The sequence below is a fragment of the Amycolatopsis thermalba genome, assembly GCF_003385215.1.
Taxonomy (GTDB): domain Bacteria; phylum Actinomycetota; class Actinomycetes; order Mycobacteriales; family Pseudonocardiaceae; genus Amycolatopsis_E; species Amycolatopsis_E thermalba.
The window spans coordinates 41,489-66,329 of record NZ_PQHW01000012.1; the positions used below are offsets into that span (position 1 = coordinate 41,489).

The window sequence follows — 24,841 nt, forward strand, 5'->3', positions numbered from 1 at the left end:
TTTCGCCGGCTACGAACGATCAGTCGTCGTCGGACGCCAGAGCCGTCTTGCTGACCTGCATCAGGAACTCGATGTTGGTCTTGGTCTTGCGCAGGCGGGACAGCAGCAGGTCGATGGCCTGCTGCGAGTCCAGCGCGTGCAGGACCCGGTGCAGCTTGTGCGTGACCGCCAGCTCGTCCGGCGAGAGCAGCAGCTCCTCCTTGCGGGTGCCGGACGGGTTGACGTCCACCGCCGGGAAGACGCGCCGCTCGGCGATCTTGCGGTCGAGCTTGAGCTCGGCGTTGCCGGTGCCCTTGAACTCCTCGAAGATCACCGTGTCACCGGTGGACCCGGTCTCGACCATCGCCGTGGCGAAGATCGTCAGCGAGCCGCCGTTCTCGATGTTGCGCGCCGCGCCGAGGAAGCGCTTCGGCGGGAACAACGCGGTCGAGTCGACACCACCGGAAAGGATTCGGCCGGACGCCGGGGCCGCCAGGTTGTAGGCGCGGCCCAGACGGGTGATCGAGTCGAGCAGGACCACCACGTCCATGCCCATCTCCACCAGGCGCTTGGCGCGCTCGATGGACAGCTCGGCCACCGAGGTGTGGTCCGACGGCGGGCGGTCGAAGGTCGAGGCGATGACCTCGCCCTTCACCGACCGCTGCATGTCGGTGACCTCTTCCGGACGCTCGTCGACGAGAACGACCATCAGGTGGCACTCGGGGTTGTTCGTGGTGATCGCGTTCGCGATGTCCTGCATGATCGTGGTCTTGCCCGCCTTCGGCGGCGACACGATCAGGGCGCGCTGCCCCTTGCCGACCGGCATGACCAGGTCGATCACGCGGGTGGTCAGCTTGTGCGGTTCGGTCTCCAGGCGCAGCCGCTCGTTGGGGTAGAGCGGGGTCAGCTTGGTGAACTCGGGGCGGCGCTTGGCCTCCTCCGGGTCCAGGCCGTTGACGCTGTCGACGCGCACCAGCGGGTTGAACTTCTGGCGCTGCTGCTCGCCCTCGCGCGGCTGCTTGACCACACCGGTGATGGCGTCACCGCGGCGCAGGCCGTGCTTGCGGACCAGCGACAGCGACACGTACACGTCGTTCGGCCCGGGCAGGTAGCCCGAGGTGCGCACGAACGCGTAGTTGTCCAGGACGTCGAGGATGCCGGCGACCGGCAGCAGCACGTCGTCCTCGCGGATCTCGGTGTCCGCGCCGCCCTCACCCCGGTTGCCACCACGGCGGCGGCGGTCCCGGAACCGGCGGCCGCGACGGCCGCCCTCGTCGTCGTCCGCGTTGTTCTGGCCGCCACCGGAGTTCTGGCCGCCGCCCGCGTTCTGCTTGGACTGGCCGCCACCGGAGCCGGAGTCCCGGTTGTTCTGCCTGCGCTGGTCGCCACCGCCCTGCTGGGACTGGTCGCCACCGCGCTGCGGGTCGTTGCCGCCGCGCTGCTCGCGCTGGTCGCCGCCGCCGCGGTTGTCGTTGCCGCCGCGGTTGTCGTTGCCGCCGCGGTTGTCCGGGCTGCCTGCGGCGCGGTTCGCGCCACGGCGACGGCGGGCGCCGCCCTCGCGCCGCGGGCCGTCCTCGGCCTGCTGGGGCGCCTCGGCGCCGTTCCCGGGCTTGTCGGCCGGAGCGGGCTTGTCGGCCTTCTCCACCACCGGAGCGGGCTTCTCGGCCGGCGCCTCGGCCTGCCGGGGCGCCTTCTCGGCGGGCTTGGTCTGCGCAGACTCGGTCTGGGCAGACTCGGCCTGGGCAGGAGCCTCCACCTTCGCGGCGATGCCGTCGAGGGGCAGGGTCTCGTCGGCGGCGCGCTTGCGCGGGGCCTTGCCCTGGCGCTCGCGGATCGCGGCGATCAGGTCGCCCTTGCGCATCCCCTTCGTGTCGCCGATGCCCAGCTGGGTGGCGAGTTCCCGCAGGTCGGCGATCACCATGCCGGACAGGCCGCCACTGCGGCGCTTCGGCGCGGCGGTGCCGTTGCTCTCCCCTGGCTCAGCGTTCGTCGCGGCGGCCGCCACGTCGCCGCTCAAAAGATCGGTGTTGCTCACACATGTCCTTCCTGACCGATCCACGCCTCCAGGTGGATCAGCGGACTACCGCCCGCGTCCGATCGCGGAACGGTCTGCTCCTGCCCGGTGTGGCTTCCCCGGCCGGGACACGCGGGTCACAGCGGCCGGGCCGCCACACGGGGTTCTCGCGTGTTCCTGGTGGAACGCGCCGAATTCGTGTCACCGTAGCTACCGGAAACCCGCCTAGGTCAATCCCTGCACCAGCTATGCGGAATTATCGACTCAACGAGAGAATACGATCCGGGATGGAACCCCCGGGACCGACACCGGGTGCGGATTGCGCGCGGTGATCGAACGCCCCCGAGGGTAGACCGACCGGGCACGAGGTGCAACAACCACCCCCCGGCGTGCCGCGAATCTCCGCACGGAATCTACCGGCCCGTGACCTGAACCCCGGTCTGGTCGACCGGCAGCTCGATGACTTCGAACCCTGCAACGTCCACGGCGGCCGGAATTATTCCGTCGACCGTGAGCGCCAGCACGGTCGGGCCGGCGCCGGACACCGTCGCCGCGACCCCGGCGGCCCGCAGCTCGCGCACCAGGCGCCCGGTCGCCGGGTAGGCGGGGGCGCGGTAGTCCTGGTGCAGGCGGTCCTCGGTGGCCGGCAGCAGCAGCGACGGGTCGCTGGTCAGGGCGTGCACCGCCAGCGCCGCGCGGCCGGCGGAGAACGCGGCGTCGGGATGCGGCACCTGCGCCGGCAGCAGCCCGCGCGTCGCCTCGGTCGACGACTTCACCGACGGCACGGCCACGACCGGGCGGATCGACGGGTGCGGCGTCAGCCGTTCGGCGTGGAAGCGGCCCTTCTCACACCACGCCAGGACGAAACCACCCAGCAGGCTGGCGGCGGCGTTGTCCGCGTGCCCCTCGAACTCGGCGGCCAGCTGGACCGCGTCGCCGTCCAGGGACCGGCCCGCCAGGGCGTACCCGGCGGCGATCCCGGAGACCACCGCCGCGGCCGACGACCCGAGCCCGCGCGCGTGCGGGATCTTGTTGAAGCACCGCAGATGCAGCCCCGGCGGCGTGACGCCGAGGTGCTCGCACGCGCGCCGCAGCGCCCGCACCACCAGGTGCGTCTCGTCGGTCGGCACGTCCTCGACCCCGCCGGCCCCGGCGTCGAACACCTCGACCTTGAGACCGGCGTCGGTGACCTGCACCTCGACGACGTCGTGCAGCGCGAGCGCCAGCCCGAGCGCGTCGAAGCCCGGGCCGAGGTTCGCGCTCGACGCCGGGACGGTCACCTTCAACGCGGTCACGTCAGCTCCAGCGCGGCGGCCACCGCCCGCGGGTCCACCGCCAGCGGCTCGACCTCGACGTTGCCCTCCAGCGCGGTGCCCGGGTCCTTGAGGCCGTGGCCGGTGACGGTGCACACCACGGTCGACCCCTTCGGCAGACGGCCGTCGGCGGCGGTGGCGAGCAGGCCCGCGAAGCTGGTCGCCGACGCCGGCTCGACGAACACGCCCTCCTTGCTGGCCAGCAGCCGGTACGCGGCGAGGATCTGCTCGTCGGTCACCGCCTCGAACAGGCCGCCGGAGGCGTTCTTCGCCTTGACCGCGCCCTCCCACGAGGCCGGGCTGCCGACGCGGATCGCGGTCGCGATGGTCTCCGGCTCGGGCACCGGCTCACCCTTGACCAGCGGCGCGGCGCCGGCCGCCTGGAACCCGAACATGCGCGGGGTGTTCTTCACCACACCGTCGGCGGCGTACTCGGAGTACCCGGCCCAGTAGGCGGTGATGTTGCCCGCGTTGCCCACCGGCAGGCAGTGGATGTCCGGCGCCTCGCCGAGCACGTCGCAGATCTCCCAGGCGGCGGTCTTCTGACCGATCAGCCGCACCGGGTTGACCGAGTTGACCAGCGTGACCGGGTGGTCGATCGCGGTCTTGCGGGCCAGCTCCAGGCAGTCGTCGAAGTTGCCGTCGATCTGCAGGATGCGGGCGCCGTGCAGGATGGCCTGCGCGAGCTTGCCCATCGCGATCTTGCCCTGCGGGATGAGGACCGCGCAGGTCAGGCCGGCGCGCGCGGCGTAGGCCGCGGCCGAGGCCGAGGTGTTGCCGGTGGAGGCGCAGATGACCGCCTGCAGGCCGCTGGCCTTGGCGTGGGTGATCGCCACCGTCATGCCGCGGTCCTTGAACGACCCGGTGGGGTTGGCGCCCTCGACCTTGAGGTAGACCGTCGAGCCGGTCAGCTCGGACAGGTGCGGGGCGGGCATCAGCGGCGTGTTGCCCTCGCCGAGGGTGATGACCTCCGCCCCGGCCGGCACCGGTACCCGGTCGGCGTACGCCTCGATGATCCCGGGCCAGCCGGCCTTCGCAGTCATGAATCCTCGCCTTCCACCCGCATCACGCTCACGACCTCGTTGACGACGTCCATTTTCCCGATGGCCTCGACGGTCGCCTCCAGCGCCGCGTCCGGTGCGAGGTGCGTCACGATGACCAGGCTGGCCGTGTCGTGCCGGTCACGCTGCCGGACCGCGGCGATGCTCACCTCGTGCGCCGCGAACACCTGCGCGACCTGGGCGAGGACACCCGGCTTGTCGGCGACGTCGAGGCTGACGTGGTAGCGCGTCGGGGTCTGGCCCATCGGCCGCACCGGCAGCTGGGCGTGCGCCGACTCGCGCGGGCCGCGGCCGCCGACCACCCGGTTGCGGGCCACCGCGACCAGGTCGCCGAGCACCGCGCTGGCCGTCGGCGCGCCACCGGCACCCTGGCCGTAGAACATCAGGCTGCCCGCCGCGTCGGCCTCGACGAACACCGCGTTGAACGCGCCGCCCACGTTCGCCAGCGGGTGGGTGCGCGGGATCATCACCGGGTGCACGCGCACCGACACCGACTCGGTGCCGTCCTCGCCCTCGACGCGTTCGCAGATCGAGAGCAGCTTCACCGTGCGGCCCAGTGCCTTCGCCGCCGCGATGTCGGAGGCCGACACGTTCGAGATGCCCTCGCGGTGCACGTCGGACGCGGTGACGCGGGTGTGGAAGGCCAGCGAGGCGAGGATGGCCGCCTTGGACGCGGCGTCGTAGCCGTCCACGTCCGCGGTCGGGTCCGCCTCCGCGTAGCCGAGGCGGCTGGCCTCGTCCAGGGTCTCGGCGTAACCGGCGCCCGTGGAGTCCATCGCGGACAGGATGAAGTTGGTGGTGCCGTTGACGATGCCCATCACCTTGGTGATGCGGTCACCGGCCAGCGACTCGCGCAGCGGGCGCAGCAGCGGGATCGCCCCGGCCACCGCGGCCTCGAAGTAGAGGTCGGCGCCGCTGGCGTCGGCCGCCTCGAACAGCTCCGCGGAGTACTCGGCCAGCAGCGCCTTGTTCGCGGTGACGACCGACTTCCCCTTGCGCAGCGCGGTGAGCAGCCATTCGCGCACCGGGTCGATGCCGCCGATCAGCTCGACCACGACGTCCACATCGGACTCCACCAGCGCGGCGGCGTCGTTGGTCAGCAGGTGCTGCGGCAGCTCGGGGTGCTTGTCCGGGCGGCGCACCGCGATGCCGGCCAGCTCGACCGGAGCCCCGGCGCGGGCGGCCAGCTCGTCGGCGTGCTCGGTGAGCAGGCGCGCGACCTCGGTGCCGACCGTGCCGCAGCCGAGCAGCGCCACGCGCACCGTCTTGCCGTCTACAGTGGACATTTCAGTCACGACACCTCCAGCTGCAGCATGTCGTCGATCGTCTCGCGGCGCAGCAGCAGCCGCGCGCTGCCGTTGCGGACCGCGACGACCGCCGGGCGCGGCTGCCGGTTGTAGTTGCTGGCCATGGAGTAGCAGTAGGCGCCCGTCGCGGCGACGGCGAGCTGGTCGCCCGGGGCGAGGGTGTCGGGCAGCCAGCAGTCCCGCACGACGATGTCGCCGGACTCGCAGTGCTTGCCCACGACGCGGCTCAGCGCCGCGCCGACCTGGTCGGTGGCCCCGTCGTCACTCGCGCGCGACACCAGCCGGACGTCGTACACCGCGTCGTAGAGCGGCGTGCGGATGTTGTCGCTCATGCCGCCGTCCACGCTGACGTAGCGCCGGGACTCGTTGTCCCCCAGCGACACGTCCTTGATGGTGCCCACCTCGTACAGCGTGACGGTGCCCGGACCGGCGATGGCGCGGCCCGGCTCGCCCGCGATGCGCGGCACCGGCAGCCCGGCGAACTCGCACTCCTTGCGGACGATCTCGCGGATCTGCGTGATCATCTGCGCCGGCGGCGGCGGGTTGTCCTTGTCGGTGTAGGCGATGCCGAAACCACCGCCGAGGTCCACCAGCGACAGCTGCTCCAGCAGCTGCTCGCCGTGCTCCTTGACCAGCTCGGCCATCAGCCCGATGACCCGGCGCGCGGCGACCTCGAAGCCGTCCGCGTCGAAGATCTGCGACCCGATGTGGCTGTGCAGCCCGACCAGGCGCAGCGACGGCGCGTTGAGCACCCGGCGCACCGCCTCCGCGGCGTCGCCCGCGGCCAGCGAGAAGCCGAACTTCTGGTCCTCGTGGGCGGTCGCGATGAACTCGTGCGTGTGCGCCTCGACACCGACCGTGACGCGGATCAGCACCTTCTGCTCGACGTCGAGCCGCGCGGCGACGTCGGCCAGCCGCGCGATCTCGTAGTAGGAGTCCAGCACGACCGTGCCGACGCCGGCACCGACCGCGGTCTCCAGCTCGGCGACCGACTTGTTGTTGCCGTGGAAGGTGATCCGCTCGGCCGGGAACCCGGCGCGCAGCGCGACGGCCAGCTCGCCGCCGCTGGCCACGTCCAGGCTCAGGCCCTGCGCGGCGACCCAGCGGGCCACCTCGGTGCACAGGAACGCCTTGGCCGCGTAGTGCACCAGCGACGGGTCGTCGAACGCCTCGGCGTACTCGGCGCAGCGCGACTTGAAATCGGCCTCGTCGACGACGAACAGCGGCGTGCCGTAGGTCTCGGCCAGCTCGCGCACGTCGACGCCGGCGATGCGCACGACGCCGTCCGGGGCGCGGTAGGCGTTGCGCGGCCAGACCTTCGGGTAGAGCCGGTCGAGCTCGGCGGAACTGGACGGGGGGAAACCGGAGTTGTCGGCGTGCGGGTAGACCTCCGCGTGCCGCGGGCCGGCGGGGTGAGCCATGAGGGGTTACATCCGTTCCGGAGCGGAGACACCGAGCAGGGCGAGGCCGTTGGCGAACACCTGGCGCGCCGCCTCGCACAGAGCGAGCCGGGCGTAGGTGAGCGGGGTGGCCTCCTCGTCGCCCTTGGGCAGGACCTGCGCGACGGCGTAGAACTTGTGGAACGCGCCGGCGAGGCTTTCCAGGTAGCGCGCCACGCGGTGCGGTTCACGCAGCTCGGCGGCGCGCTGCACGACCGTCGGGAACTCCCCGATCGTGCGGATGAGGTCACCCTCGCGGTCGAGGGTGAGCAGCCCGAAGTCTGCGTCGTTGTCGAACTTCAGTCCGAGGTCGGCGGCGTGGCGCTGGAGCGAGGCGAGCCGGGCGTGCGCGTACTGCACGTAGTACACCGGGTTCTCGTCGCTGCTCTTGCGCAGCAGGTCGAGGTCGATGTCGATGCTGGAGTCGACCGAGTAGCGGGTCAGCTCGTAGCGGGCGGCGTCCACGCCCACGGCCTCGACCAGGTCCTCCATGGTGATCACCGTGCCGGCGCGCTTGCTCATCCGGACCGGCTTGCCCTCGCTGACCAGGTTCACCAGCTGGCCGATCAGCACCTCGACGACGGCCGGGTCGTGGCCCATCGCGGACGCGGCGGCCTTGAGCCGGGCGATGTAGCCGTGGTGGTCCGCGCCGAGCATGTAGATGCACAGGTCGAAGCCGCGGCCGATCTTGTCCTGCAGGTAGGCGATGTCACCGGCGATGTAGGCGGGGGCGCCGTCGCTCTTGATGACCACGCGGTCCTTGTCGTCACCGAACTCGGTGGAGCGCAGCCACCAGGCGCCGTCGGCGTGGTAGAGGCGGCCGTTCTCCTTCAGGCCCTCGACCGCCTTCTCCACCGCGCCGGACTGGTGGAGCGAGTCCTCGTGGAAGTAGACGTCGAAGTCCGTGCCGAACTCGTGCAGGCTCTTCTTGATCTCGCCGAACATCAGCTCGACGCCCACGCGCCGGAAGGTCTCGTGGCGCTCGGTCTCGGGCAGCGACAGCGCGCTGGGCTCCTGGCGCAGCACCTCGGCGGCGATGTCGGTGATGTAGGCGCCGGCGTAGCCGTCCTCCGGCGCGGGCTCGCCCTTCGCGGCCGCGATCAGGGACCGGACGAACCGGTCGATCTGCGCGCCGGCGTCGTTGAAGTAGTACTCGCGGGTAACCTCGGCGCCCTGCGACTCCAGGACGCGGCCGAGCGCGTCGCCCACCGCCGCCCAGCGGGTGCCGCCCAGGTGGACCGGGCCGGTCGGGTTGGCCGAGACGAACTCCAGGTTGATCTTGCGTCCGGCCAGCGCGTCACCGCGGCCGTAGGCGTCGCCGAGGGTGAGCACCTGGCGGATCTGCTCACCCTGGGCGTCGGCGGCCAGCCGGAGGTTCACGAAACCGGGGCCGGCGATCTCCGCGGAGGCGATGCCGTCGGCGGCCGCGAGCGCGTCGGCCAGGTCCTGGGCGAAGTCGCGCGGGGCCAGGCCGGCCTTCTTCGCCACCTGCAACGCGACGTTGGTGGCGTAGTCTCCGTGTTCCGGGTTGCGCGGGCGCTCGACCGTCACCGCGGCGGGGAGCACGGCGGTGTCGGCGCCTCGGGCGGAAAGCACCTGCGCGGCGGACGTACGGACCAGGTCAGCTAGGGCCTCGGGAGTCACCAGCCGAGTGTAAGGGCCACGACCTCGGCCGTTGACAGGGACCGAACACGGGGTCCCTAAACTCTACCCGGGTATATCCACTTGACGGGAGACGCGGGAGCCATGGCCAGCGGCACGAAGAAGAAGGGCGCACCGAAGAAGGGCAGCGTGAAGGCGGCCCGCGGCTCGGTGGTGTCCAAGAAGGGTGTGCCCTGGGGCACGATCGTCTCGGTGGTCGCGGTGGTCGCGCTCGCCGCCGTGGTGGTCGGGTACTACCTGGTCCAGTCGGCGCCCAAGCGCGCGCTGGCCAGCTGGGCGCCCACGGCGGACAAGCCGGACCCGTCGCTGAGCATCCCGGGCATCGTCACCGGCCAGTACCAGGCCAGCGTGCACGTCCTGCCGACCGAGCGGGTGGCCTACGACCACACCCCGCCCTACGGCGGCCCGCACGACGGCTACTGGGCGGCGTGCAACGGCGTCGTGTACCCGGTCGCGGTGCGCACCGAGAACATGGTGCACTCGCTCGAACACGGTGCGGTGTGGATCGCCTACAACCCCGACCAGGTGACCGGTGACGCGCTGAACACGCTCAAGTCCAAGGTCGAGGGCAAGCCGTACACGATGATGTCGCCCTACCCCGGCCTGGACAAGCCGGTCTCGCTGCAGTCGTGGGGTCACCAGCTGAAGCTCGACTCGGCCACCGACGAGCGGATCGACCAGTTCATCACCGCGCTGCGGACCAACCAGAACACCTACCCGGAGGTCGGCGCCTCGTGCGACGCGCTGGGCGCGGGCGCCTTCGACCCGGACAACCCGCCGCCGTTCGACCCGACGCCGCCCGGCCCGGACGCGAAGCCGATGGACTACCAGGGCTCGGCCGGCACGCAGCAGGACACCGGGATGCCCAGCTCCGCCCCGACGTCCTGATCCTGATGGCGGACGACGAAGCTCCGGTGGCGGACCGGCCGGGATCCCGGCCGGTCGTCATCGGCGCGTCGGTGATCGTGGTGCTGCTGGTCGGCGTGGTGCTCGGGATGTTCCTGACGCAGACCGCGCTGCGTCCGGAGTCCGCCGCCACGCCCGGCGCGGGCTCGGTCGAGGTCGGGTTCGCGCAGGACATGTCGGTGCACCACCTGCAGGCCGTGACGATGGCGAGCTGGGAGCGGGGCCACACCAGCGATCCGCAGCTGGAGCAGCTGGCTTTCGACATCGAGTCCACGCAGCGGGAGCAGGTCGGCCGGATGAAGGGCTGGCTGATGCTGTGGGGTCAGCCGGAGCAGGCCACCGGCGAGTACATGACGTGGATGACGTCCGACGCGGGGCACGGCCACGCGGCGATGGCGCCGCCGTCGTCAGCCGCGGCGGCCGGGGCGCCGATGCCCGGCATGGCGACCAACGACGAGCTGGCGAAGCTGCGGTCGCTGTCCGGGACCGAGCTGGACGTCTATTTCCTGCAGTTGATGCTGCGGCACCACCAGGGTGGTACGGAGATGGCGCAGTACGCGCACGATCACACGACCGTGCCGGCGGTGAAGGCGCTGACGCAGAGCATCCTGACGTCGCAGGGCGCGGAGATGACGGTGATGCGGGACATGCTCACCGCGCGGGGCGCGCAGCCGCTGCCGTTCCCGTAACCAGCCGCGAGTCCCCCGCTCAGGTTCGCGAGTCCCACGTTCCAGCGGGCGAGTCCCACGCTCGGGTACGCGAGTTCCACGTTCAGGCTCGCGAGCCCCACGCTCAGGCCCGCGAGCCCCACGCTCAGGCCCGCGAGCCCCACGCTCAGGCCCGCGAGCCCCACGCTCAGGCCCGCGAGCCCCACGCTCAGGCCCGCGAGCCCCACGCTCAGGCCCGCGAGCCCCACGCTCAGGCCCGCGAGCCCCACGGTCAGGTGCGCGAGTTCCGCGTTCGCGTGATCACCAGCTGAGTTCCTGGCAGCGGGACGCCGACTCGCGCGGTTCGCACTGCAGGGTGGCGTGCTCGATCGAGTAGTCGTCCTTGAGGAGCGTCTGCGCGGCGGCGAGCACCTCGGCCGGTTCGGCTTCGTGCTCCAGCGTGAGGTGCGCCGAGGCGACCTCCATGCCCGAGGTGAGCGTCCACACGTGCAGGTCGTGCACGTCGCACACGCCGGCCAGCGCCGTCAGATCCGCGGAGATCCGTTCGACGTCCACGTCGGCAGGGGCGTGCTGGAACAGGATGCGCAGCGCGCGCCGGGCGAGGGTGAACGTGCGCGGCAGCACGAACAGTCCGATCGCGACACCGATGAGGGCGTCCGCGTAGCGCCAGCCGGTCGTCAGGGTGATCACGCCGCTGACGAGGACGCCGATCGAGCCGATCATGTCCGCGAGGACTTCCAGGTACGCGCCACGCAGGTTGAGGCTCTCCTTGGAGCCGTCGCGGAGCAGCGCGAAGGCCACGACGTTCGCGGCGAGACCACCGACCGCCACGAGCAGCACGGGCAGGCCGGGCACCTCGGGCGGGTTCGCGAGCCGCTCGACCGCCTCGTAGATCACGTAACCGGCCACCCCGAAGAGCAGGACGGCGTTGGCCAGCGCGGCGAGCACCTCGGCCCGGTAGAGCCCGAAGGTCCGCCGGTAGGTCGGCCCGGACCGCCGCGCCAGGACGATCGCCGTGAGGGCCATCGCGAGCCCGAGGACGTCGGTGAGCATGTGCCCGGCGTCGGAGATCAACGCCAGCGACCCGGTGACCACCCCGACGACCGCCTCGAGCACCAGGAAGGCGACCCCGATCCCGAGCGCCGCGGCGAGCCGGGGCAGATAGCGAGCGGACGCGCTACCGGGTGGTTGGTGCCCGTGTCCGTGGCCGTGTCCCATGCGCTGGTGTCCTCCTCTGTCCCGCAGCCGGAATATATAGTGATATGCGCATGTGTGCAAAAGCAGGTAAGGCTACCCTTCTTCGAGCAGCCTAACCGAGCGGCACCCCTGCCGCTCCCCACAAAGGGGTAGCCACTCACGGGGCGAAAACACCGGTGCGCTAGGCTGTGTCACGTCGCCCAGCGATGGGCCCTCGTAGCTCAGGGGATAGAGCACTGCCCTCCGGAGGCAGGTGTCGCAGGTTCGAATCCTGCCGAGGGCACCCCCTCGAAGCCAGCCCCTACCAGCGGGAACGCGGTAGGGGCTGATTCATGTGCGCACAGCCGTCACCTCGTGCCGATTGCCTGCTCCGATCAACCATCACCCCGTTGCCGCCGTCCGGGTGCTCATCCGCGGAGGCGGTCGAGGTGGCGTTCGAGCAGGTGCCGGATTCGGGTGGCGGGCATCTGGTCCGGAACGGTGACCGCGTGCACGGCGAGGCCGTCGAACAGCGCGTGGAGCAGGCCGGCTTCGAGGTCGAGATCGACGTCCGGGGCGAGCTGCCCGGTCGCGGACATCCCGTCGAGCAGTTCGCGGCACAGGCAGGCCAACCGGTGGTGAGCTTCCTCGTGCAAGGCTCTGGCTTCGGTGTCGACCAGCACCAGGGACAGGAACGCCACCCAGATCTCGGTCGCCACGTAGGAGTCCGGGTCCATCGGGAGCAGTCGTTCGAGCTGGGTCAGCGCCCGGTCGCGGGGGTCGGGGGGCGACTCCAGCTCGGTCAGGCGGCGTTCGGTCTCCTCGGAGATCGCACGCAGGGCGAACAGCAACAGCTCGGCCTGGGTGGAGAAGTAGTACTGGACCAAGCTCGGGGACCACCCGGCCGCATGGGCGATCGAGCGGATCGACGCGCCCTGCACGCCTCGCTCGCGGATGACCCGCCACACCGCTCGCACCAGCTCCCAGCGGCGCTGCTCGTGGTCAACGATCTTCGGCACGACTCCTCCTCATCCGACATTTCTACCCGAGGGCTTGTTTCTGTACAGTCGACCGAAATAAAACCGATGGCGGAGGGGGACACGGTGGGCACGCGGACGGGGGCGAACGGGGCACCAGAGCGAGCGACTCGGGCCCGGGTCGTGGCACGAGCGTTGGTGATGGCGCTGGCGGGGACGTGCGTGATGGCCGGGGCGCTCGGCACCGCGGGCGCGATCGCGCAAGCGGTGCACAGCCGCACCGGCCTGGACGGCGTCCCCCGGCAGGCACTGGCCGCGGTGATCTGCCTCGTGCTCGCCGTGTCGCTGATCGTGCTACTCCGCCGCGGGGTGGACCACCGGCCGATGTCCGGGCTCGGCCTCACCGGCCCCGCGGCGGGCCTGCGGTCGTTCGGGCTCGGGGTGCTGGTCACGGGCGGTTCGGCGGCCGCGCTGCTCGGTGCCGGCACGTGGGCGGGGTGGCTGGCGTGGGGACCGCTCGACGCGGCGAGACTCGTCGAGTTCGTCGTCGTCAACGCGCTGATCGCCGTCGCGCTCGAGGCGTTCCCGGAGGAGCTGGTCTTCCGCGGCTACGTCTACGACACGCTCGATCAGGCGTTGCGCCGGTGGGTGGCTTTCCTCGTCACGGTGGTGTTGTTCACGTTCACCGGCGCGGGGTCATCGGTGGTTCACGCGTGGGTGGGTGCGCTGCTGGGCATCGAGGTGCCGGCGCCCGCGTTCGCCCCGGTGGGTTCGGATCCGGTCTCGTACGCGGTCCTCTATCCGATCTTCGGCGCGGTGCTGCTGATCGCCCGGATCACCACCGGTTCGTTGTGGACGTCCATCGCCCTGCACCTGACCTACCTGACGGTCGTGCGTACCACGCTGGACGGCGCGGCGCGGTCCGCCGGCTGGTCCGCTACCCCCACCACCCCCGACGCCCTGCTGCTGGTGCCCGGGTTTCTGCTGCTGACCGGCGCGATGTTCCTGTTGCTCGGCCGGCGATCCCGCGTCAGGACCGCGAGCCGGTTCCGCAGGCGGCCATGACATGTCCACCAGGTTGGTCGCGGCCTCCTCGTCGATCGGCTTGGTGGACAGCAACTAGCGGTAGTACAGGGTGCCGCAGAGAACCTCGGCCGGGAAGCGCAGATCAGCGTCGGCGACCAGTTCCCCGGAAGGCTGGGCCCGGACGATCCGATCGAAGGTGCTCTGTTCGACGGTCGCCAGGAACCGCTCGTGCAGGGTCGCCCGCAACTCGGCGTCGGACTGGGCCCCGGCGATCACCGCGCGGTACACCGGCCGATCGGCGGCTGGGAGAGCGCGGGCGCCGACCGCAGGACCCGCTCGCGCAGGTCGGCCCGGACGTCGCCGGCGTCGTGGTAGTCCAGGTCGGTCGTCCACACCCGGCTGAGCGCGTCCAGCAGGATCGCGGCCATCGACAGCCAGCGCCGGTAGATCGTGTGCTTCCCGACGCCGGCGCGGAGCGCGACCGCCTCGATGTTCAGGCCCGCGTACCCGGCCTCGGTGGCCAGGTCGAGCGTCGCCTGCAGCAGCTCGTCCGTCCGTGCGGCGCCCCGGCGCCGAGGCTGGTCGGTCCTGCACGGTGCGTGCCGGTAATTCCGGAGGAGATCATCATGGGCAGCAGTGCGAGCGTGAAGCACGAGGGCTTCACGGCGGAGGAACGAACCGCGATGCAGGACCACTCGAAGGAGCTGAAGGCCGCGGCCCGTCGCGGCTCCCGGGCGGACAAGGCGGCGCAGGCCGAGCAGGACGTGCTCGCGAAGATCGCGGACATGGCACCGTCGGACAGAACGATGGCCGGCGCGTCCACCCCGTGGTCAGGGCCGCCGCGCCGGTCCTGGAACCGAAGCTGTGGTACGGGATGTCCGCCTACGCGCTGGACGGCAAGGTCGTGTGCTTCTTCCAGAGCGCGGAGAAGTTCAAGGCCAGCTACGCCACCCTCGGGTTCAGTGACTAGGCGTCGCTCGACGACGGTCCGATGTGGCCGGCCGGCTTCGCCCTGACCGCCCAGTCCGGATAGGACATCCAGGCGCCCAGCGTGAGCCTGCTGGTGAAGTGGCGTTCTTCCCCCGTCACGGGGTCGCGGAACGCCAGCGTCTTCGCCAGCAGCTGCAGTGGGCGGGTGAAGTCGTCGAGGCCGGTTTCGGTCAGCGTGGGGTAGAAGCGGTCGCCGAGGATCGGGATGCCCAGGCCGGCCATGTGCACCCGCAGCTGGTGCGTGCGCCCGGTCGCCGGGACCAGCCGGTAGCGGCCGAGGCCGCGGGCGTGCTCGAGCAGTTCGATCCGGGTTTCCGCGTTGACCGGGCCGGGTTCTTCGCGGGCCGTGATGCTCCCGCGGTCCTTGACGATCCGGCTGCGCACGACCACGGGCAGGTCGAGGGCGGGATCGTGCCGGGCGATCGCCTCGTACTCCTTGGCGACGCGGCGATCGCGGAACAGCGTCTGGTAGCGGCCGCGGTGTTCGCGCCGCGTGACGAACATCAGCAGCCCGGCGGTGACGCGGTCCAGCCGGTGCGCGGGGCTGAGCTCGGGCAGTCCGAGGTCGCGCCGCAGCCGGACGAGCGCCGTCTCCAGCACGTGCCGCCCGCGCGGGATGGTGGCCAGGAAGTGCGGTTTGTCGACCACGACGAGGTGCTCGTCGCGGTGCACGACGCCGATCGGGAACGGCACGGGCACCTCGTCGGGCAGGTCGCGGTGGAACCACACGGACGCGCCCGGCCGGAACGGCGTGTCCGCGGTGACCGGCCCGTCCGCGCCGACGATCCGGCCCTCGGCGAGCATCTCGTCGAGCCGCCCCTCGGGCAGGCGCGTGAGGCGCTCGGCGAGGTGGTCGCGGATCGTGGCCCACGGCCCCTCGGCGGGCAGCTTCAGCCGGGCCGGGTCGAGCCCGTGGCGCTGCGGGAGCGGGGCGGGTTCGGCCACCACGCCAGGGTAGTCCGGCGTCGCCCAGCCGACGGGGACGGGCTGCGGCAGGATGATCGGCATGACCCTGCCGATGTTCCGCCAGGTCGTCCTCGACTGCACCGACGCCCGGCGGCTCGCGGAGTTCTACCGCGAGCTGCTCGGGCTGGTGTACCGGCCGGGCGACGAGGACGGCCCGGCCGACTGGCTCGTGCTGCGCACCCCGGACGGGATCCCGCAGCTGGCCTTCCAGCAGGTCGACGCCCTGCCGGAGGCGACGTGGCCGGACGGCCCGGTGCCGCAGCAGCTGCACCTCGACCTGACGGTGCCGAGGAAGTCGGACCTGGCGGCCCAGCACGAGCGGGTGCTGCGGCTGGGCGCCCGGCTGCTGCGCGACCGCAGCGACGATCCCGACGAACCGCTCTACGTCTACGCCGATCCGGCCGGGCACCCGTTCTGCGTCTTCGTCGCCTAGACGGTCAGAACGATCTTCCCGCGCGTGCGTCCGGACTGGCTCAGCCGCCACGCTTCGGCGGCCTCGGCGAGTGGCAGGGCCTGATCGACGTGCACCGTGAGCTTGCCGTCGTCGGCCAGGCGGGCCAGCTCGGCCAGCTCCGCGCCGTCCGGGCGGACCCACACGTAGCCGTGGGGGCCGACCTCCGGGTCGGCGATCGAGGCGATCCGGTCGGCGCTCACGAATTCGCGGGAGATCTGCACCGCGTCACCGCCGACGAAGTCCACCGCGGCGTCGATCGGGCCGAGCTCGCGCAGCCGCTCGGCCAGGCCCTCGCCGTAGGTGACCGGCTCGGCACCCAGCGCGCGCAGGTAGTCGTGGTTGCGCTCGCTCGCCGTGCCGATCACCCGCGCGCCCAGGGCGACCGCGATCTGCGTGCCGAACGAGCCGACGCCGCCCGCGGCCGCGTGGATCAGCACCGTCTCACCGGCCTGGAGCCCAACGCGCTTGAGCGACCGGTACGCGGTCTGGCCGGCCAGCGGCACGCCCGCGGCCTGCGCCCAGTCCAGCGACCGGGGCTTCTTCGCGAGCATGCGGACGTGCGCCGTCACCAGTTCCGCGTACGCGCCCTGCTGCACCCAGTCCTTGCGGATGTAGCCGAAGACCTCGTCGCCGACGGCGAACTCCCCCGCGTCCAGCCCGACCTTCTCGACCACACCCGCGACGTCCCACCCGGGCACGAGCGGGAACCGGACCTCCATCAGGGCGTCCAGCCCGCCGCCCGCGAGCTTCCAGTCGACCGGGTTGACGCCGGCCGCCTTGACCCTGACCAGCACTTCCGCCGGGCCGACCTTGGGGTCCGGGAGGTCGACCAGCCGGAGGTCGTCCGCCGAGCCGTACTCCTGCAGTGCGATTGCCTTCATGTTCGCGGCAACGGTCCACACGCGACGAGATATTCCGCCCGGCGCCGGGTTTCGCCGGTTCGTGGGCGGGCGCACCCGGTCATCGGGCGGGCGCGGCGGGCCGGACCGTGAACGTCTGCCAGCTCTCCGGCGTCACCGAGCACGGGCCGCCGGTGTGCACGTGCAGCCGTCCCGCCACGACGTCGAGCGAGATCGTCGCCAGGCTCTCCCACCGCTCGTGCGGCGGCAACGACATGTCGGGATGCGCGCACACCGCCGCACCGTCCTCGGTGTGCGCGCACAACGCCCGCGCCCGCGCCGACAGATCCGCGGCCCCGAGTTCCGCGGTGTGCGCGCGCAGCCACGAGCCGCGGGCGAAGGTCGTCGACACGTCCTCGGTCGTCCGTTCCCCGGGGGCGAGCGCGGCGTCGAGGAAGTGGTTGGCGTGCCACAGAACCCCGTCCGCCGGGTCGATCACCCCGACCCCGGCCGGGCTCAGCTCCAGGCACCGCGCCCGGTCCGCCGTCACCACCGTGATCACCGACGACGCGGACAACCGCGCCGAGCGGGCCAGGTCGGTGGCTTCCTCGACGGTCGACGCCTCGTCCAGGATCCGCCGGGCCACCACGTGCACGGGCACCCCGATGTCCGCGTGGTCCGAGGCGTGCCGCAGCACGTTGAAGTGCACGCCGAGCCCGGCGGAGTTCACGCCGATCTTGCCGACCACCCCGGCCTCGGTGAACGTGCACACGCCCGGCCACGACACGACGGTCATGGCGGCGCGCAGGGTGTCGTGCCAGTCCCACGTCTGCACGGTCCGCGGCGATCCGTCCGCGAGCACCACCGACGTGGAGCACTCGCCCTCGCCGGTCACCGCGCCCGCGGCGAGGATTTCCGTGCGCCCGTTCAGCGCGCCCAGCTGCCACTCCGCCAAGCCGCTGCCCTCGGCCACGCCGCGGATCTCCGCGGCCAGCGACGGCGCCCACTCGTGCGTCGCCGCGAGTGCCGCCGCGCCCCACGCGCGCACCTGCTCGGCCCCGATGCCGTGCGCGGCGAACAGCCGCGCGTAGGCGTCGAACGCCGCCCGGATGTCGCCGGCGCAGGCGGCGCCCAGCGCACGCGGGTCCTCGGCCGGCACGGTGTGGATCGCCCGGTGCGTCGCGAACTGTTCGAGAGCCACGTCGTTCAGCTTGACGCTGGTGATGACCACCGTCAACCACGACGGGTCGCCAGCTCCGCGATGATCCGCACCCCCTCCTCGATCTCGCTCGCTGATCTGGCGGCGTAGCCCAGCACCAGGCCCGGCTCTCCCGGGAGCTGGCGATGCCACGACAGCGGCTGCACCTTCACCCCGCGGGCCAGCGCCGCCGCCGCCAGGTCCACATCGGACACACGCGCCGCGAAGGTGATCATCAGGTGCAGACCCGCCGCGGCGCCGTGCACCCGGGCGCCGGGGAGGTGGCGGCGCACCGCGGCGATCATCGCGTCGCGGCGGTGCCGGTGGCGCCGGCGCACGACACGCAGGTGCCGCTCCAGCTCGCCCGACGTCATCAGGTGCGCCAGCACCAGCTGCGGCAGGACGGCGTTGCCCAGGTCGGCGTACCGCTTCGCGTCCACCAGATCCCGCTGGTACCGGGCGGGCACCAGCATCCACCCGATCCGCAGCGCCGGGGCGAGCAGCTTCGAGATGCTGCCGGCGTAGCAGACCCGCTCCGGCAGCATCGAGCGCAGCGCGGGCACCGGCGGGCGGTCGTAGCGGTGCTCGGCGTCGTAGTCGTCCTCGACGATCAGGCCACCCCAGCGCATGAGCTCGCGCCGCCGCTCGCCGCCGAGCACCACGCCCGTCGGGAACTGGTGCGCGGGCGTCAGCAGCACCGCGGGCGAGCGCAGGTCCGCCACCCGGATGCCGTCGTCGTCCACTGGCACCGGCGGGGTCGCCAGGCCGGCGTTGCGCAGGTGCTGCCGCGCGCCCAGCGATCCGGGGTCCTCCACCGCGACCTCGTCGATGCCGTGCGCGTGGAACACCGTCGCGAGCAGGCCGAGCGCCTGCGCGACCCCGGCCACCACGACGACATCGGCCGCGTCGACCCGGATGCCGCGGTTGCGGGCGAGCCAGTTCGCCACGGCCAGCCGGAACACCGGGGCGCCCCGCGGATCGCCGTACCCGAAATCGGCCGGCGGCAGGTCGCCGAGCACCACCCGTTCCGCACGCAGCCACGCCACCCGCGGGAACGCGGCCAGGTCCGGCACGCCGGGGGTGAGGTCGATGCGGGCCGGGGCGGCACGCAACCGGTCGAAGACGTCCGGCCGCGGCTCGAACACGACGTCCGCACTCGGCGCGGGCGGCGGTGCGGGCGACGCGGTGACGGGCACCGCCACCACGACAGTTCCGCCCCGGCCGCGCCCGGCGACGTGCCCGTCCTCCACGAGCCGCTGGTACGCCTCGGTGACCACACCGCGCGACACGCCCAGTTCGGCGGCCAGCGTCCGCGTCGCGGGCAGCCGGCTGCCGACCGGCAGGCGGCCGTCGGCGATCGCGTCCCGCAGGCGCGCCGACAGCCACGCCGACCGGCCGCCCGGGGGCGCGTCCCCGATGTCGAGCTGGAGGAAGTCCGATCCGGTTGTGGACCTCTCGACCGGCTCGGCTTTGGACCTGTTCACCGGACCAGTATCGCGCCAGGGTGGGGACATGTCCGTCGAGTTCCTGCTCACCGCCCTGGTCGTCGTGGCCACGCCGGGCACCGGCGCGCTCCTGACCATGAGCGCGGGCCTGGCCCACGGCACGCGGGCGAGCGCCGTCGCCGCGGTGGGCTGCACGCTGGGGATCGTCCCGCACGCGGTCGCCGCGATCACCGGTCTCGCCGCGTTGCTGCACGCCAGCGCGGTCGCGTTCCAGGTGATCAAGTACGCCGGGGTGGCCTACCTGCTCTACCTGGCGTGGTCGGCGTTGCGCGAGAAGGACCAGACGCCCGGCGCGCCGGCCCCGCGGTCGGCCACGCGGGTGATCGTGTCCGCGGTGCTGGTGAACGTGCTGAACCCGAAGCTGACGATCTTCTTCTTCGCGTTCCTGCCGCAGTTCGTGCACGCCGGGGACCCGAACTCGCTGCTCACGATGGTCGAGCTGAGCGCGGTGTTCATGGCGCTGACGCTGGTCGTGTTCCTCGCCTACGGCGCGGGCGCCGCCGCGATGCGCGACCGCGTGCTGTCCCGGCCGCGGGTGCGGGCCTGGATGCGGCGGATCTTCGCGGGCACGTTCGTCGCCCTCGCCGCACGGCTGGCCGCGGAATGATGCCCCGGCAGGATCAGGGCTCCAGGCCCTTCGCGACCACCTTCCCGGCCGCAACTCCCGTCAGCCGCAGGGTTTCGGCACGCAACCGGCTGGCCACCCGGGCGTCGAACTCCGGGCCGTGCACCGCGATCCGCCTGCCCTCGGCGAACGCGCTCAGCGGCTCGGCCGGCGGCGAATCGAGCACTCCGGCCGCGGCCGGAGCCGCCCAGCCGCGAGCAGTTCCCGTCAACCCGACAACCAGGCCGCGCCGAAAGTTGCCGCACCCGCTGGGGCGGCTTTCCCGGCAGGCGCGCCGAAGTTGCGCAGCCGCCCGGGTGCACTCCGAGCGGCCCCGGTCAACGGGCCGCGTCCAGCGCTGCCCGGCCTGTGGCTGTCCGAGTGGCCCCCGACCAGGCCGTGCCGGAGGCCGCCTTCTGCCTCCGGCACGGCCGGCCCTCACGCCGTGGTCAGCAGGCCGTGCGGGTCGAGCACGTACTTGCGTGCCGCGCCGCGGTCGAATTCCTGGTAGCCCCTCGGGGCTTCGGCCAGTGGGATCGGTGTTGCGTTGACCGCCTTCGCAATGTGGACCCGGTCGTGCAGGATCGCCATCATCAGGCGCCGGTGGTAGCGCATCACGGGGCACTGCCCGGTGGTGAACGCGTGCGACTTGGCCCAGCCCAGGCCGATCCGGATGGACAGCGAACCGTGCCGCGCGGCTTCGTCGGCCGCGCCCGGGTCGCCCGTCACGTACAGCCCCGGAATGCCCAGCGCGCCGCCGGCCGCCGTGATGTCCATCAGCGAGTTCAGCACCGTCGCCGGGTGCTCGTCCGCCGCCTCCCTGCCGTGCCCGCGCGCCTCGAACCCGACGGCATCGACACCGCAGTCCACCTCGGGCACACCGAGGATCTCCGCGATCTGCTCCTTCGGATCGCCCTTCGACACGTCCACCGTCTCGCAGCCGAAACTGCGCGCCTGCTCCAGCCGGTCCGCGTTCAGGTCACCGACGATCACCACCGCCGCCCCGAGCAGCCGCGCCGACGCCGCCGCGGCGAGCCCGACCGGTCCGGCGCCCGCGATGTACACCGTCGACCCGACACCCACGCCCGCGGTGACGCAGCCGTGGAAGCCGGTCGGGAAGATGTCGGACAACATCGCCAGGTCGAGGATCTTCTCCATCGCCTGGTCGCGATCCGGGAACTTCAGCAGGTTCCAGTCCGCGTACGGCACCATCACGTACTCGGCCTGCCCGCCGACCCAGCCGCCCATGTCGACGTAGCCGTAAGCCGATCCGGGCCGGTCCGGGTTCACGTTCAGGCAGATCCCGGTCTTGCCCTCCTTGCAGTTGCGGCACCGCCCGCAGGCGATGTTGAACGGCACCGAGACCAGGTCACCCTCCTTGATGAACTCCACGTCCCGGCCGACCTCGACCACCTCGCCGGTGATCTCGTGGCCCAGCACCAGGCCTTCCGGCGCGGTCGTGCGGCCGCGCACCATGTGCTGGTCGCTGCCGCAAATGTTGGTCGCCACGTTCTTGAGAATGACACCGTGGTGAGTTTCGCGACCCACGTTGGCCTGGTGCACCCCGGGACCGTCCTTCATCGAGAAGGTCGGGTAGTCGATGGTGGCGACTTCGACCTTGCCAGGTCCCAGATAGGTGACTGCCTTGTTGCCCGCCATGACGCCTCCTCGTTCGCCGTTGAACGTCCAGGCTCGATGCTAGGAACACCCGCGGTGCCCGGCCTAGGGCCGGAAGACCATTCCGGTGCGCGCCGACCGGCCGGGCGCTGAACCGTCCACAGTGGAACGATTAGGGCAGCAGGACGACCTGCACCGCGGTGAGGACACCGGCCGCGCCGACGGCGATGGCCGCCGCGCCCAGGACGCGGCGGGTGCTGCCGGTGGTCGGCGGGCGCCGCACGGCGACGAACCACAGCACCACGACCGCGGCGGCGCACCCCGCGGCGGCGATCTCCAGCGGGGCGTCGCGGACCAGCCCGCTGCGCAGCAGCAGAACGGCCGCGACGGCGGCGGCGAGCGCGGTGCGCTGCCAGGCCAGTGCGGTGCGCTCGGGCTGGAGCCCCGGGTCCCTCATCGGACGGCGACCAGGACGACGAGACCGACAGCCACGGCCAAGGCGGTCCGCTCGGGCAGGAACCCCGGCTCCCTCATCGGACCACGACCAGGACGACAACGAGCACGACAGCCGCGGCCGGAGCGGTCCGCCCGCACCGAAATCCCACGTCCCTCATCGGACCGTCACCAACGCCACGACAAGCACGACAGCCCCGGCGAGTGCGGCGGCCCAGCCGGCGACGAACGGCAACCACGTCATCGGCAGCGGACGCTTGTTGCGCATCGCGCGCTGGACGTGGGCCCAACGGCGGTAGGCGAACGCCGCGAGCAGCGTGCCGGTGACGGCGAGCAGCGCGGCCAGGCCGGCACGCATCCCGGCGACCGAGAACTGGGGGACGAACTGCATGAGCGCCACCGCACCGGCGATGAGCGCCAGCGCGGTCCGCAGCCACGCCAGGAAGGTCCGCTCGTTGGCCAGGGTGAACCGGTAGTCGGGCTCCTCACCTTCTTCGTACCAGCGTGGGCTCATGCGGTTCACGTTACTTGTTCGTCCGGCGCGATCGGTTCGCCGTTCACGGCGGGAGCCTTCGGCTCGTGCGCGGTCAACGCGCGCGGGGCAGCTTCACCGGGTTCTCGTGGAGGTCTTCGAGCAGGTCGCCCATCTCCTCGACCCGGTCGAGGACGTCGTCGCTGAGGAACTTCAGCTGGGCCGGGCGACGGCAGGCCGCGACCTCGTCCCAGGTGACCGGGGTGGACACGGTCGGCTCCGCGCGGCCACGCAGCGAGTACGGCGCGACCGTCGTCTTGTGCGGGTTGTTCTGGCTCCAGTCGATGAACACCTTGCCCGGCCGCAGGCTCTTCGTCATCGCCGCGGTGACCTCGTCCGGGGTCTCGGCGGCGAGCTTCTTCGCGGCGGCCTTCGCGTAGGCCGAGGTGTCCTCCGGTGTCGCAGTCTTCACCGGCGCGTACAGCTGCAGGCCCTTGGAGCCGCTGGTCTTCGGGTAGAGCCGCAGCCCGTCCGCCGCCAGGAGGTCCCGCAGCCGCTCCGCGACCCGGCAGCACTCGACGATCGTCGCCGGCTCGCCCGGGTCGAGGTCGAACACCAGCAGGTCGGGATTGCGGCGGGCCCCGTGCGGGCCGACGGTCCACTGCGGCACGTGCAGTTCCAGCGCGGCGAGGTTGGCCGCCCATATCAGCGTCGGGACGTCGTTGACCAGCGGATACGCGTTGACGTCCGAACTCTGCCCGCGCCCGCCGCCTGCGATCCTCGCGGTCTTGACCCAGTCGGGGGCGTGCCGCCCGGCGTCCTTTTCGTAGAACGGGTTCGACTGCACGCCGCCCGGCCAGCGGCGGAAGGTCAGCGCCCGGTTGCGCAGGTGGGGCAGGATCACCGGGGCGATGCGCGCGTAGTAGTCGATCACCTGTCCCTTGGTGAAACCCGCCTCCGGGTAGAGGACCTTGTCCAGATTGGACAACGACAGCCGGCGTCCGTCGACCTGCACCGTCACCCTGTCCTCGGCCATGCTCCCCAGCCTGCCTCAGCCCGGGGCGCCGTGCATCCCGATGCGGCCGATTCCGGCGCCGGGCTCAGGGGACCAGGACGAGGCGGATCGGGTTGCCCTCCTTCCGTTCCAGGTGCTCGACGGCGGTCGCGGCCTCGGCGAGCGGGAACGTGCCGCTGATGGAGCGGCTCCACTCCACGCGGTGGTAGCGCGCCAGTTCGATGAGCTGCTCGACGGCGCCGGGCTGGGAGCCGTAGTGGCCGAGCAGGTGCTGGCCGCGGTAGCTGAAGCCGATGCCGTCGGTCACGGTGAGCGGTTTCGGGGTGAGGCCGACGAGCACGAGGCGTCCGCCGAGGCCCAGGCAGCTGACCGCCTGCTCGCGCACCGGCGGGACTCCGGCCATGTCGAATGCGACGTCCAGCCCGGCGCCGCCGGTGAGGGCGAGGATCTGCTCGCGCAGGGTGGGGTCGCCCGGGTCCAGGGCCAGGTCGGCGCCGAACTCCAGCGCCCGTTCCCGGGCCGCGTCCAACGGGTCGACCGCGACGATCGGGGCGGCGCCGATCAGCCGGAGCAGTTGCACCGCGTGCACGCCGAGCCCGCCCGCGCCCCACACCCCGGCCGGGCGGGCCGGCTGGGCCTGGCCGGTGCCGGTGACCGCGCCCCAGGGCGTGGACACGGCATCCGGGACGATCGCGGCCTGCACGAACGGCAGGTCGTCGGGGATCGGGATGAGGGTGTGCTGGCCGGCGAGGGCGTACTCGGCCCAGCCACCGTCGTAGTCGACGCCGCGCGTGCGGACCTGCAGGCAGGGGTCGCGGAAGCGGACGCAGTTCGGGCACTGGCCGCAGCGCTCCCCCGCCTCGAGCGCGACGCGCTGGCCCTCGTGCCAGCGGTCCGGCACGCCGGGCCCGATCGCGTCGATCTCGCCCGCCACCTCGTGCCCCAGCGTGACCTCCGGGGTTTCGAGGAAGAGCGGCGTGAGGGTGCCGTCGATCAGGTGGACGTCGGACAGGCACACCCCGGCCGCGCGCACCTTGATCCGGACCTGGCCGGGCCCGGGGTCGGGGACCGGCACCTCCCGGACGCCGAACTTGCGCGAGCTGATCTCGAGCCGGCCGGCCAGCATCGTGGCCATGGGTGTCCTCCCGTTTTGGCGGTGGCGGTCCCCCACATGGTGGCCCAGCGGCGCGGGTCGCACAC

Annotated in this window: 25 protein-coding genes, 1 tRNA gene and 1 pseudogene; 7 read left to right on the top strand and 20 right to left on the bottom strand. The window is 72.2% G+C overall.

What is annotated here, in order from left to right:
* Positions 1–19: 19 nt before the first annotated feature.
* The 6 genes from rho to argS all read right to left on the bottom strand — a co-directional run bounded on the left by rho (position 20) and on the right by argS (position 8,757).
* Positions 20–2,014, bottom strand: coding sequence for a transcription termination factor Rho (gene rho, locus D0D15_RS07800; RefSeq protein WP_094006593.1), 1,995 nt, complete (start codon positions 2,012–2,014; stop codon positions 20–22).
* A 392-nt stretch (positions 2,015–2,406) separates the two neighbouring features.
* Positions 2,407–3,288, bottom strand: coding sequence for a homoserine kinase (gene thrB, locus D0D15_RS07805; RefSeq protein WP_094006594.1), 882 nt, complete (start codon positions 3,286–3,288; stop codon positions 2,407–2,409).
* The gene (gene thrC, locus D0D15_RS07810) at positions 3,285–4,349 is read right to left on the bottom strand and encodes a threonine synthase (RefSeq protein ID WP_115944332.1); all 1,065 of its coding nucleotides are present in this window, start codon (positions 4,347–4,349) and stop codon (positions 3,285–3,287) included. Before thrC ends, thrB begins: the two co-directional genes overlap by 4 nt.
* A complete protein-coding gene (locus tag D0D15_RS07815) occupies positions 4,346–5,653 on the bottom strand; it encodes a homoserine dehydrogenase (RefSeq protein WP_094006596.1) in 1,308 nt (435 codons plus the stop codon). The genes thrC and D0D15_RS07815 overlap by 4 nt, the downstream gene beginning before the upstream one ends.
* A gap of 5 nt (positions 5,654–5,658) precedes the next feature.
* Positions 5,659–7,095: a diaminopimelate decarboxylase gene (lysA, locus tag D0D15_RS07820; protein WP_115944333.1), complete on the bottom strand. Its 1,437-nt coding sequence runs from the start codon at positions 7,093–7,095 to the stop codon at positions 5,659–5,661.
* A gap of 6 nt (positions 7,096–7,101) precedes the next feature.
* Positions 7,102–8,757 (bottom strand): arginine--tRNA ligase, encoded by a 1,656-nt coding sequence (gene argS, locus D0D15_RS07825; protein WP_094006598.1) that lies wholly within the window; start codon positions 8,755–8,757, stop codon positions 7,102–7,104.
* Between the two features lie 102 nt (positions 8,758–8,859).
* On the opposite strand from argS, the gene D0D15_RS07830 reads away from it, so the two are divergent.
* Both D0D15_RS07830 and D0D15_RS07835 read left to right on the top strand, forming a co-directional pair.
* Positions 8,860–9,663, top strand: coding sequence for a DUF3105 domain-containing protein (locus D0D15_RS07830; RefSeq protein WP_162830524.1), 804 nt, complete (start codon positions 8,860–8,862; stop codon positions 9,661–9,663).
* Positions 9,664–9,668: 5 nt separating this feature from the next.
* The gene (locus tag D0D15_RS07835) at positions 9,669–10,370 is read left to right on the top strand and encodes a DUF305 domain-containing protein (protein WP_094006599.1); all 702 of its coding nucleotides are present in this window, start codon (positions 9,669–9,671) and stop codon (positions 10,368–10,370) included.
* Positions 10,371–10,649: 279 nt separating this feature from the next.
* Here D0D15_RS07835 and D0D15_RS07840 read toward each other — a convergent pair whose 3' ends face one another.
* Positions 10,650–11,567, bottom strand: a complete 918-nt coding sequence (locus D0D15_RS07840) for a cation diffusion facilitator family transporter (protein ID WP_094006600.1) — start codon at positions 11,565–11,567, stop codon at positions 10,650–10,652.
* Positions 11,568–11,756: 189 nt separating this feature from the next.
* Between D0D15_RS07840 and D0D15_RS07845 the strand changes: the two genes are divergently transcribed.
* Positions 11,757–11,829: transfer RNA gene (locus tag D0D15_RS07845), tRNA-Arg, on the top strand.
* Positions 11,830–11,953: 124 nt separating this feature from the next.
* Here the strand turns inward: D0D15_RS07845 and D0D15_RS35875 are convergent.
* On the bottom strand, positions 11,954–12,544 hold the full coding sequence (locus tag D0D15_RS35875; protein WP_143266215.1) for a TetR/AcrR family transcriptional regulator: 591 nt from the start codon (positions 12,542–12,544) through the stop codon (positions 11,954–11,956).
* Positions 12,545–12,685: 141 nt separating this feature from the next.
* On the opposite strand from D0D15_RS35875, the gene D0D15_RS35880 reads away from it, so the two are divergent.
* Positions 12,686–13,567, top strand: a complete 882-nt coding sequence (locus D0D15_RS35880) for a CPBP family intramembrane glutamic endopeptidase (protein ID WP_158224449.1) — start codon at positions 12,686–12,688, stop codon at positions 13,565–13,567.
* Positions 13,568–13,621: 54 nt separating this feature from the next.
* Here the strand turns inward: D0D15_RS35880 and D0D15_RS36540 are convergent, their stop codons facing one another.
* Together D0D15_RS36540 and D0D15_RS36545 are read right to left on the bottom strand one after the other, a co-directional pair.
* Positions 13,622–13,816 carry a TetR-like C-terminal domain-containing protein gene (locus D0D15_RS36540; protein WP_198958277.1) on the bottom strand — a complete coding sequence of 65 codons (195 nt, stop codon included), beginning with the start codon at positions 13,814–13,816 and terminating at the stop codon, positions 13,622–13,624.
* Positions 13,801–14,181 carry a TetR/AcrR family transcriptional regulator gene (locus D0D15_RS36545; protein WP_198958278.1) on the bottom strand — a complete coding sequence of 127 codons (381 nt, stop codon included), beginning with the start codon at positions 14,179–14,181 and terminating at the stop codon, positions 13,801–13,803. The genes D0D15_RS36540 and D0D15_RS36545 overlap by 16 nt, the downstream gene beginning before the upstream one ends.
* Between D0D15_RS36545 and D0D15_RS07860 the strand changes: the two are divergent.
* Positions 14,155–14,495, top strand: a pseudogene (locus tag D0D15_RS07860) (hypothetical protein); the annotation flags it as partial. The gene D0D15_RS36545 and the pseudogene D0D15_RS07860 overlap by 27 nt on opposite strands.
* Here the strand turns inward: D0D15_RS07860 and D0D15_RS07865 are convergent.
* Positions 14,495–15,526, bottom strand: a complete 1,032-nt coding sequence (locus D0D15_RS07865; protein WP_094006602.1) for an RluA family pseudouridine synthase — start codon at positions 15,524–15,526, stop codon at positions 14,495–14,497. The pseudogene D0D15_RS07860 and the gene D0D15_RS07865 sit on opposite strands and share 1 nt — an antisense overlap.
* Between D0D15_RS07865 and D0D15_RS07870 the strand changes: the two genes are divergently transcribed.
* On the top strand, positions 15,516–15,917 hold the full coding sequence (locus D0D15_RS07870) for a VOC family protein (RefSeq protein ID WP_094006603.1): 402 nt from the start codon (positions 15,516–15,518) through the stop codon (positions 15,915–15,917). The two genes, D0D15_RS07865 and D0D15_RS07870, sit on opposite strands and share 11 nt — an antisense overlap.
* Here the strand turns inward: D0D15_RS07870 and D0D15_RS07875 are convergent.
* The 3 genes from D0D15_RS07875 to pdxR form a co-directional block, all read right to left on the bottom strand.
* Entirely contained in the window at positions 15,914–16,819 is a 906-nt protein-coding gene (locus D0D15_RS07875) for an NADP-dependent oxidoreductase (RefSeq protein WP_094006604.1), read from the bottom strand. The two genes, D0D15_RS07870 and D0D15_RS07875, sit on opposite strands and share 4 nt — an antisense overlap.
* 79 nt (positions 16,820–16,898) lie before the next feature.
* Entirely contained in the window at positions 16,899–17,978 is a 1,080-nt protein-coding gene (locus D0D15_RS07880; protein WP_233157354.1) for a C45 family autoproteolytic acyltransferase/hydrolase, read from the bottom strand.
* Positions 17,979–18,010: 32 nt separating this feature from the next.
* Positions 18,011–19,459 carry a MocR-like pyridoxine biosynthesis transcription factor PdxR gene (pdxR, locus tag D0D15_RS07885; RefSeq protein ID WP_094006605.1) on the bottom strand — a complete coding sequence of 483 codons (1,449 nt, stop codon included), beginning with the start codon at positions 19,457–19,459 and terminating at the stop codon, positions 18,011–18,013.
* A 28-nt stretch (positions 19,460–19,487) separates the two neighbouring features.
* Here pdxR and D0D15_RS07890 point away from each other — a divergent pair, with 28 nt between their 5' ends.
* Positions 19,488–20,087 (top strand): LysE family translocator, encoded by a 600-nt coding sequence (locus tag D0D15_RS07890; RefSeq protein ID WP_094006606.1) that lies wholly within the window; start codon positions 19,488–19,490, stop codon positions 20,085–20,087.
* A 13-nt stretch (positions 20,088–20,100) separates the two neighbouring features.
* Here the strand turns inward: D0D15_RS07890 and D0D15_RS07895 are convergent, their stop codons facing one another.
* The 6 genes from D0D15_RS07895 to D0D15_RS07920 form a co-directional block, all read right to left on the bottom strand.
* Positions 20,101–20,316, bottom strand: coding sequence for a hypothetical protein (locus D0D15_RS07895; protein WP_198958279.1), 216 nt, complete (start codon positions 20,314–20,316; stop codon positions 20,101–20,103).
* Positions 20,317–20,522: 206 nt separating this feature from the next.
* Entirely contained in the window at positions 20,523–21,743 is a 1,221-nt protein-coding gene (gene fdhA, locus D0D15_RS07900; protein ID WP_094006607.1) for a formaldehyde dehydrogenase, glutathione-independent, read from the bottom strand.
* Positions 21,744–21,873: 130 nt separating this feature from the next.
* Entirely contained in the window at positions 21,874–22,158 is a 285-nt protein-coding gene (locus tag D0D15_RS07905; protein ID WP_115944334.1) for a DUF202 domain-containing protein, read from the bottom strand.
* Positions 22,159–22,311: 153 nt separating this feature from the next.
* The gene (locus D0D15_RS07910) at positions 22,312–22,668 is read right to left on the bottom strand and encodes a YidH family protein (protein WP_094006640.1); all 357 of its coding nucleotides are present in this window, start codon (positions 22,666–22,668) and stop codon (positions 22,312–22,314) included.
* A gap of 73 nt (positions 22,669–22,741) precedes the next feature.
* Positions 22,742–23,662: a non-homologous end-joining DNA ligase gene (gene ligD / locus D0D15_RS07915; RefSeq protein ID WP_094006609.1), complete on the bottom strand. Its 921-nt coding sequence runs from the start codon at positions 23,660–23,662 to the stop codon at positions 22,742–22,744.
* A 64-nt stretch (positions 23,663–23,726) separates the two neighbouring features.
* Positions 23,727–24,776, bottom strand: coding sequence for a zinc-binding dehydrogenase (locus D0D15_RS07920; protein ID WP_094006610.1), 1,050 nt, complete (start codon positions 24,774–24,776; stop codon positions 23,727–23,729).
* Positions 24,777–24,841: the final 65 nt, after the last annotated feature.